The 7962-nt window shown below is 73.5% G+C and carries 1 protein-coding gene; it reads left to right on the top strand.

The window, feature by feature from the left end:
- On the top strand, positions 1 to 7962 hold a 7962-nt coding region (locus tag SSOG_RS50770), incomplete at both ends, for a type I polyketide synthase (RefSeq protein ID WP_167542459.1).

Raw genomic sequence — 7962 nt, 5'->3', positions numbered from 1 at the left:
GGGCGCGAGTTCACGCCGCGCGGCACCGTCCTGGTCACCGGCGGCACCGGCGGCCTCGGCGGACACGTCGCCCGCTGGCTGGCCCGCGAGGGCGCGGACCATCTGCTGCTGATCAGCCGACGCGGCCCGGAGGCGCCGGGCGCCGACGGCCTGCGGCGGGAACTCACCGAACTCGGCGCCCGGGTCACCATCACGGCCTGCGACGCCGCTGACCGGGACGAACTCGCCGCGGTCCTCGCGGACATTCCCGAGGACTGCCCGCTCACCGCGGTCATGCACACCGCGGGCGTGATCGAGGACCGCGTCGTGGACGACCTGACGCCGGACGACTTCGCGGCCGTACTGCGCGCCAAGGCGGTGTCCGCGCGGAACCTGGACGAGCTGACCCAGGACGCCGAGCTGTCGGCATTCGTGCTGTTCTCCTCGACGGCCGGCGTCATCGGCGCCGCCGGGCAGGGCAACTACGCCGCCGCGAACGCCTACCTGGACGCCCTCGCGGAACACCGCAGGACCCGGGGCCGCGCCGCCGTGTCGATCGCCTGGGGCCCGTGGGCCGGATCGGGCATGGTCGGCGGTAGCGCCGTGGGCGGCGGCGTGGACGCCGACCACGACAGCGGCGAGATCGAACGGCGGGTACGGCGTGGCGGATTCACGCCCCTCGCACCGGACCTCGCCATCTCCGCGCTGCGCGCCGCCGTCGAGCACGACGACACCGCCCTCACCGTCGCCGACATCGACTGGGGCCGCTTCGTCCTCGCGCACACCTCCGCCAGGCCCGCCCCGCTCGTCGGCGACCTGCCCGAGGTGCGGCAGGCCCTCGTGACCGACGGCGGCGCCGCCGCGGCCCGTATGCCCGGCGAGTCGGAGCTACGGCAGCGGCTGGCGGGCATGCCCGACGCCGAGCGCGGCAGGTTCCTGCTGGATCTGCTGCGCACCCAGGTGGCCGCGGTGCTCGGCCACGCCGACGCGACCACCGTCGAGGCCGACTGGACCTTCCGGGACCTGGGCTTCGATTCGCTGACCACGCTGGAACTGCGCAACGGGATCGCCACGGCCACCGGGCTGACCCTGCCCGCCTCGCTGGTGTACGATTACCCGACCCCGCAGGAACTGGCGGAGTTCCTGCTCGCCGAGCTGCTCGGATCGCTGCCGGAGCGGGCGGACCCCGCCACGCGGCCGGCGGACCCCGCCACCCGGCCCCCGGCCGAGGACCCGATCGCGATCGTCGGCATCGGCTGCCGCTTCCCCGGCGGAGTGACCTCGCCCGAGGACTTCTGGCAGCTGCTCTCGGAGGGGCGCGACGCGATCTCGCCGTTCCCGACCGACCGGCACTGGGACCTGGACGCGCTGGCGGCCGGGTCGTCCATCACCCGCGAGGGCGGATTCCTCAGCGGCGTGGCCGAGTTCGACGCCGGGTTCTTCGGGATCTCGCCCCGCGAGGCGCTTGCCATGGACCCGCAGCAGCGGTTGCTGCTGGAGATCTCGTGGGAGGCGCTGGAACGGGCCGCCATCGACCCCGGCGCGCTGCGCGGCAGCCAGACGGGCGTCTTCGTCGGCACCAACGGCCAGGACTACACCACCGTGCTGCGGGCCGGTTCCGAGGACGTACAGGGGTACGCGGCCACCGGCAACACCGCGAGCGTGCTGTCGGGACGCGTGTCGTACGTGCTCGGTCTCGAAGGTCCGGCGGTCACCGTCGACACGGCCTGCTCGGCCTCGCTGGTCGCCCTGCACTGGGCCATCCGGGCGCTGCGCGGCGGCGAGTGCTCGCTGGCGCTCGCCGGTGGCGTGTCGGTGATGTCGGGCCCGGACGCCTTCGTGGAGTTCAGCGCCCAGGGCGGGCTGGCCCCGGACGGCCGCTGCAAGGCGTTCTCGGCGGACGCGGACGGCACCTCCTGGTCGGAGGGCGTCGGCGTGCTCGTACTGGAACGGCTTTCCGACGCGATACGCAACGGGCACGAGGTCCGCGGCATCGTGCGCGGTACCGCCGTCAACCAGGACGGCGCGTCCAACGGCCTCACCGCCCCCAACGGCCCCTCCCAGCAACGCGTCATCCGGCAGGCGCTGGCCGACGCGGGGCTGGCGTACACCGACATCGACGCCGTCGACGCCCACGGCACGGGCACCACGCTGGGCGATCCGATCGAGGCGCAGGCGCTGCTGGCGACCTACGGCCAGGACCGGACGCGCCCGCTGCTCCTGGGCACGGTCAAGTCGAACCTCGGTCACACCCAGGCCGCTGCCGGTGTCGCGGGTGTGATCAAGATGGTCCTGGCGATGCAGCGGGGCACCCTGCCCAAAACACTGCACGCGGACGCCTCGTCCCCGCACATCGCCTGGGCCTCCGGCGAACTCGCGCTGCTCAGCCGGCCCGCCGCCTGGCCCGAGACCGGCGGGCCGCGCCGGGCGGGCGTGTCGGCGTTCGGCATGAGCGGCACGAACGCCCACGTCATCATCGAACAGGCCCCGACGGACACGCGGCGACCGGAAACCGAGCCCGCCCGGACCGTACCCGCGGTAGTGCCGTGGCTCGTCTCCGGCAAGACCGCGGAGGCGCTGCGCGCCCAGCTCACGCGGCTCACGTCCTTCACCGAGCACCACTCCGAGCTGCCCGCCGCCGACGTGGCCTACTCGCTGGCAACGACCCGCTCCGCCTTCGCGCACCGCGCGGTGCTGCTCGCCACTGAGGACGGGTCGACGGAGGTCGCGCGCGGCGTGGCACGCGGCGCTCGCGGACCGGTCGCCTTCCTGTTCTCGGGGCAGGGGAGTCAGCGGCTGGGTATGGGGCGGGAGGTGTATGGGCGTTTCCCGGTGTTCGCGGGGGCGTTGGACGGGGTGCTGGCGCAGTTCGATCCCTCGTTGCGGGAGGTGATGTGGGGCGGGGATTCGGAGGTGCTGGATCGGACCGGGTTTGCGCAGCCTGCGTTGTTCGCGGTGGAGGTGGCGCTGTTCCGGCTGGTCGAGTCGTGGGGTGTGGTGCCGGATTATGTGGCCGGGCATTCGATCGGTGAGGTCGCGGCGGCGCATGTGGCGGGGGTGTTCTCGCTGGAGGATGCGTGCCGTCTGGTGGCGGCTCGGGCGCGGTTGATGGATGGGTTGCCGGTCGGTGGGGCGATGGTGGCGGTTGAGGCGGCCGAGGATGAGGTGGCGCCTTTGCTGACCGATGGGGTGTCGGTGGCGGCGGTGAATGGTCCGGGGTCGGTGGTGGTGTCCGGTGAGGAGGATGCCGTCCTGGCGATCGGGGCCCGCTTCTCGGAGCGGGGCAGGCGGTCCACGCGGCTGCGGGTGTCGCATGCGTTCCACTCGCCGTTGATGGATCCGATGCTGGAGGAGTTCCGGCGGGTGGCCGGGGAGCTGGAGTTCGGTGAGCCGCGGCTGGCGGTGGTGTCGAACCTGACCGGCACGGTCGCCACCGCCGGTGAGCTGTGCTCGCCGGAATACTGGGTCCGGCACGTCCGGGAGACGGTCCGGTTCGCCGACGGCATCCGGGCCCTGCGCGATGCGGGCGTGGGCGCGTACGTCGAACTCGGCCCCGACGGGCAGCTGTCCGCCGCGACGGGACAGCTGGTCGAAGGCCCGCTGGTGGTGCCGGTGCTACGCCGCGACCACGGTGAGGAAACCGCGCTGGTGACCGCGCTGTCCCGGCTGCATGTGCACGGCACTTCCCTCGACTGGCGCGCCTTCTTCGCCGGGACGGGTGCGGGATGCGTCAGCCTGCCGACGTACGCCTTTCAGCGTCGGCACTTCTGGCCCGAACCGGCGACGCCGAGCGCGTCGGCCGACCCGGTCGACGCCGAGTTCTGGTCGGCGGTGGAGAGCGAGGACCCGGCGGCACTGGCCGCGACGCTCGGCCTCGACGGCGACGCGGCGAGCGCGATGGCCCCGGCGCTGTCGGCGCTCTCGTCGTGGAACCGCCGCAGGCGCGAGGTCGCGGTCGCGGATGCCCGGCAGTACCGGGTGAGCTGGGTGCCGGTGCCGGTGCCGGAGGGGGACGCCGATCAGCCGGGTCGGTGGCTCGTACTCGCGGAGGCGGGCGACCCCTGGGCTTCCGCCACTGTCGATGCCCTGGGTGGTGACGCGCCGGACGCTGAGGCCGTCCGCGTGGTCCGCCGGGTGTCCGACGCCGGCCGTACGGACTTCACCGGCGTGGTCTCGCTGCTTTCGTCCGGCCCCGGTCCGCTGGAGCTGCTGGAGGCGCTGGCGGAGGCCGGGATCTCCGCGCCGCTGTGGTGCGTCACGCGGGGCGCCGTGAAGACGGTGCCCGGCGACCGTATCGATGACGCCCGCCAGGCGGCGGTGTGGGGTGCGGGGCGGGTGGCCGCGCTCGAGCGGCCCGAACGCTGGGGTGGCGTGATCGACTTGGCCGAGGCGCCGGATGCGCGGTTCGCCGCGCTGCTCGGCCACGCCGCCGGCGGACCTCGTCCGCTGCCCGCCCCGGAGGACGAGCTCGCGGTGCGGCCCTCCGGGGTGTTCGCGCGGCGCCTGGTCCGGGCCACGGCGCCCGCCGGGAGCTGGACCCCGTCCGGTACCGCGCTCGTCGTCGGCACCGGACCGATGGGCGTCCGGGTCGCCCGCTGGCTGGCCCGGGAAGGCGCCGGGCACCTCGTCCTCATCGGGCGCGACACAGCCGGCCTGACGGATGCGGATCTCGCAGCCGAGTGGGGAATCCCGGTCACCGTACTGGCCTGCGACACCGCCGATCGTGACGAGCTCAAGGCCGTACTCGACGTCCTCCCGGCCGGTGAGCTGACCGCCGTCGTGCACGCCGAAGAGCCCGACGGCGCCACGTTCTCCGAAGCGCTCGCCGGGGTGACGAACCTTGACGATCTCCTCGCCGACCGTGAGTTGGACGCGTTCGTCCTGTTCAGCTCGGTCGCCGGAGTGTGGGGTGTACGGGGCCGGGGCGCCGAGGCGGCCACGGGGGCCGTTCTGGAAGCCATGGCGCAGCGGCGCCGCGACCGTGGCATGGCCGCGCTGTGCGTCGCGTGGGGCGCGTGGGCGGAGGTCACTGAGCGGTCGATGACCGGCCACCTCCGGGCGAGCGGGCTGCCCGTGCTGGACACGGAGGTGGCGCTCGCGGCCCTCGGCCGTGCGGTCGCGAGTGGCGAGGCATCGCTGACCGTGGCCGACGTGGAGTGGGACAGCTTCGCGCCCGCCTTCACCGCGGCTCGGCCCAGCGCGCTGCTGGCCGGCCTGCCGGAGGCTCGCGCGGCGCTCGACGCAGCGCTACGGGACGGCGAGACCGCCGGCATCGCAGGGATCGCGGGCACCGAGGGACCCGCGGCGACCGAGCTTCGGGACAGGCTGCTCGGCCTGCCCGAAACCGAGCGCTTCGGTGAACTGCTCGCCGTGGTGAGGGAGAAGAGCGCCCTGGTGCTGGGGCACACCGACGCCGGTGCCGTCGAGGCCGATCTGCCCTTCCGGGACCTCGGGTTCGACTCCCTGACCGCCGTCGACCTGCGCGACCAGCTCACCAGGGCCACCGGACTGAGCGTGCCCGCCACCGCCGTATTCGACTTCCCGACCCCGAACGAACTGGCCGACCACCTGCTGACCGCCCTGCTCGGCGAGCGGACCGTCCCGGTCGTCCCGGCGGCGCCGTCCGCCCGTACGGCCGACGACCCGATTGCGATCGTCGGCATGAGCTGCCGCTTCCCCGGCGGCGTGCGGTCGCCGGAAGACCTCTGGGAACTCGTCCTGGCCGGCACCGACGCCGTCGGTGACATGCCGGTGGACCGAGGCTGGGACTTCGACGCCCTTCTCAGCGGCGACACGGGGGGCAACGGCGGAAGCGTCACCCGCAGCGGCGGCTTCCTGCACGACGCGGCCGACTTCGACCCCGGCTTCTTCGGGATCTCTCCGCATGAGGCCCTGGTGATGGATCCGCAGCAGCGCCTCGTACTCGAATCGGCCTGGGAAGCCCTGGAGCGGGCGGGGATCGACCCGGCCGCGCTGCGCGGGACCGACGCCGGAGCGTTCGTCGGCGGCGGCAGCGGTGACTACCGCCTGCCCGAGCACCTTGGCCGGTGGGAGACCGCGCAGTCGGCGAGCCTCCTCTCCGGCAGGCTGGCGTACACCTTCGGGCTCCAGGGCCCCACCGTCTCGGTGGACACCGCCTGCTCGTCGTCGCTGGTCGCCCTCCACCTGGCCGCGCAGGCGCTGCGGTCGGGGGAGTGCTCGGTGGCCTTGGCCGGCGGAGTGACCGTGATGGCGACCCCAGTCGGATTCGTGGAGTTCAGCGCACAGGGCGCGCTCTCGCCGGACGGCCGTTGCAAGGCGTTCTCCGAGGACGCCGACGGTACGGGCTGGGCCGAGGGCGTGGGCATGCTGGTGATCGAACGCCTCTCGGACGCGCGCCGCAGCGGTCACCCCGTGCTCGCCGTACTCCGCGGCTCGGCGATCAACCAGGACGGTGCGTCCAACGGCCTCACCGCTCCGAACGGGCCGTCGCAGCAGCGGGTGATCCAGCGCGCGCTGGCCGACGCCCAACTCTCGCCCGCCGACATCGACGCGGTGGAGGCGCACGGCACGGGCACCACGCTGGGCGATCCGATCGAGGCGCAGGCGCTGCTGGCAACCTACGGGCAGGACCGGACGAGTCCGCTGCTGCTCGGCTCCCTGAAGTCCAACATCGGGCACACCCAGGCCGCCTCGGGCGCGGCGGGGGTGATCAAGATGGTGCAGGCGATGCGGCACGGTCTGCTGCCGAAGACCCTGCACGCGGACACGCCTTCGTCCCATGTGGACTGGAGCGCCGGTGCGGTCCGGCTGCTGACCGAACCGGCCCAGTGGCCGGACTCCGGCCGCCCGCGCCGGGTGGGCATCTCCTCGTTCGGCGCCAGCGGGACGAACGCGCACGTGATCCTGGAGCAGGCACCGCCGACCGAGGAACCCGCGCGACGGTCTCCCGTCGAGGGTGAGACCGTTCCGGTCCTGTTGTCCGCCAGGACGCCGGACGCCTTGCGGGCGCAGGCACGACGCCTGCTCGCCCACGCAGACGCGCGGCCCGGGCTCGAGTTCGCCGACGTGGCGTACTCGCTGGCCACCACCCGCTCGCTGTTCGAGCACCGGGCCGCGCTGCTGGCCACCGACCGAAGCGAGCTGCTGGCCGCACTGGCCGCCCTCGCCGACGGCGAAGACGGCCCGCACATCCTCCGCGCGGACGCGCCACGCCCCGGGAAGCTGGCTTTCCTGTTCTCGGGGCAGGGGAGTCAGCGGCTGGGTATGGGGCGGGAGTTGTATGGGCGTTTCCCGGTGTTCGCGGGGGCGTTGGACGGGGTGCTGGCGCAGTTCGATCCCTCGTTGCGGGAGGTGATGTGGGGCGGGGAGCCGGAGGTGCTGGATCGGACCGGGTTTGCGCAGCCTGCGTTGTTCGCGGTGGAGGTGGCGCTGTTCCGGCTGGTCGAGTCGTGGGGTGTGGTGCCGGATTATGTGGCCGGGCATTCGATCGGTGAGGTCGCGGCGGCGCATGTGGCGGGGGTGTTCTCGCTGGAGGATGCGTGCCGTCTGGTGGCGGCTCGGGCGCGGTTGATGGATGGGTTGCCGGCCGGTGGGGCGATGGTGGCGGTCGAGGCGGCCGAGGATGAGGTGGCGCCTTTGCTGACCGATGGGGTGTCGGTGGCGGCGGTGAATGGTCCGGGGTCGGTGGTGGTGTCCGGTGAGGAGGATGCCGTCCTGGCGATCGGGGCCCGCTTGGAGGGTGAGGGGCGCAGGACGAGCCGTTTGCGTGTCTCGCACGCGTTCCACTCGCCGTTGATGGACCCGATGCTGGAGGAGTTCCGTCGGGTGGTGGGGGGCCTGGAGTTCGGTGAGCCGCGGCTGGCGGTGGTGTCGAACCTGACCGGTACGCCGGCCACCGCCGGTGAGCTGTGCTCGCCGGAGTACTGGGTGCGGCACGTCCGGGAGACGGTCCGGTTCGCCGACGGCATCCGGGCCCTGGCGGACCGGGAGGTCACGGCGCTA

It is taken from the genome of Streptomyces himastatinicus ATCC 53653, assembly GCF_000158915.1.
Classification (GTDB): Bacteria; Actinomycetota; Actinomycetes; order Streptomycetales; family Streptomycetaceae; genus Streptomyces; species Streptomyces himastatinicus.
Note: the sequence above shows the minus strand (reverse complement) of the source record. Positions and strands in the feature narration are given on the sequence as shown.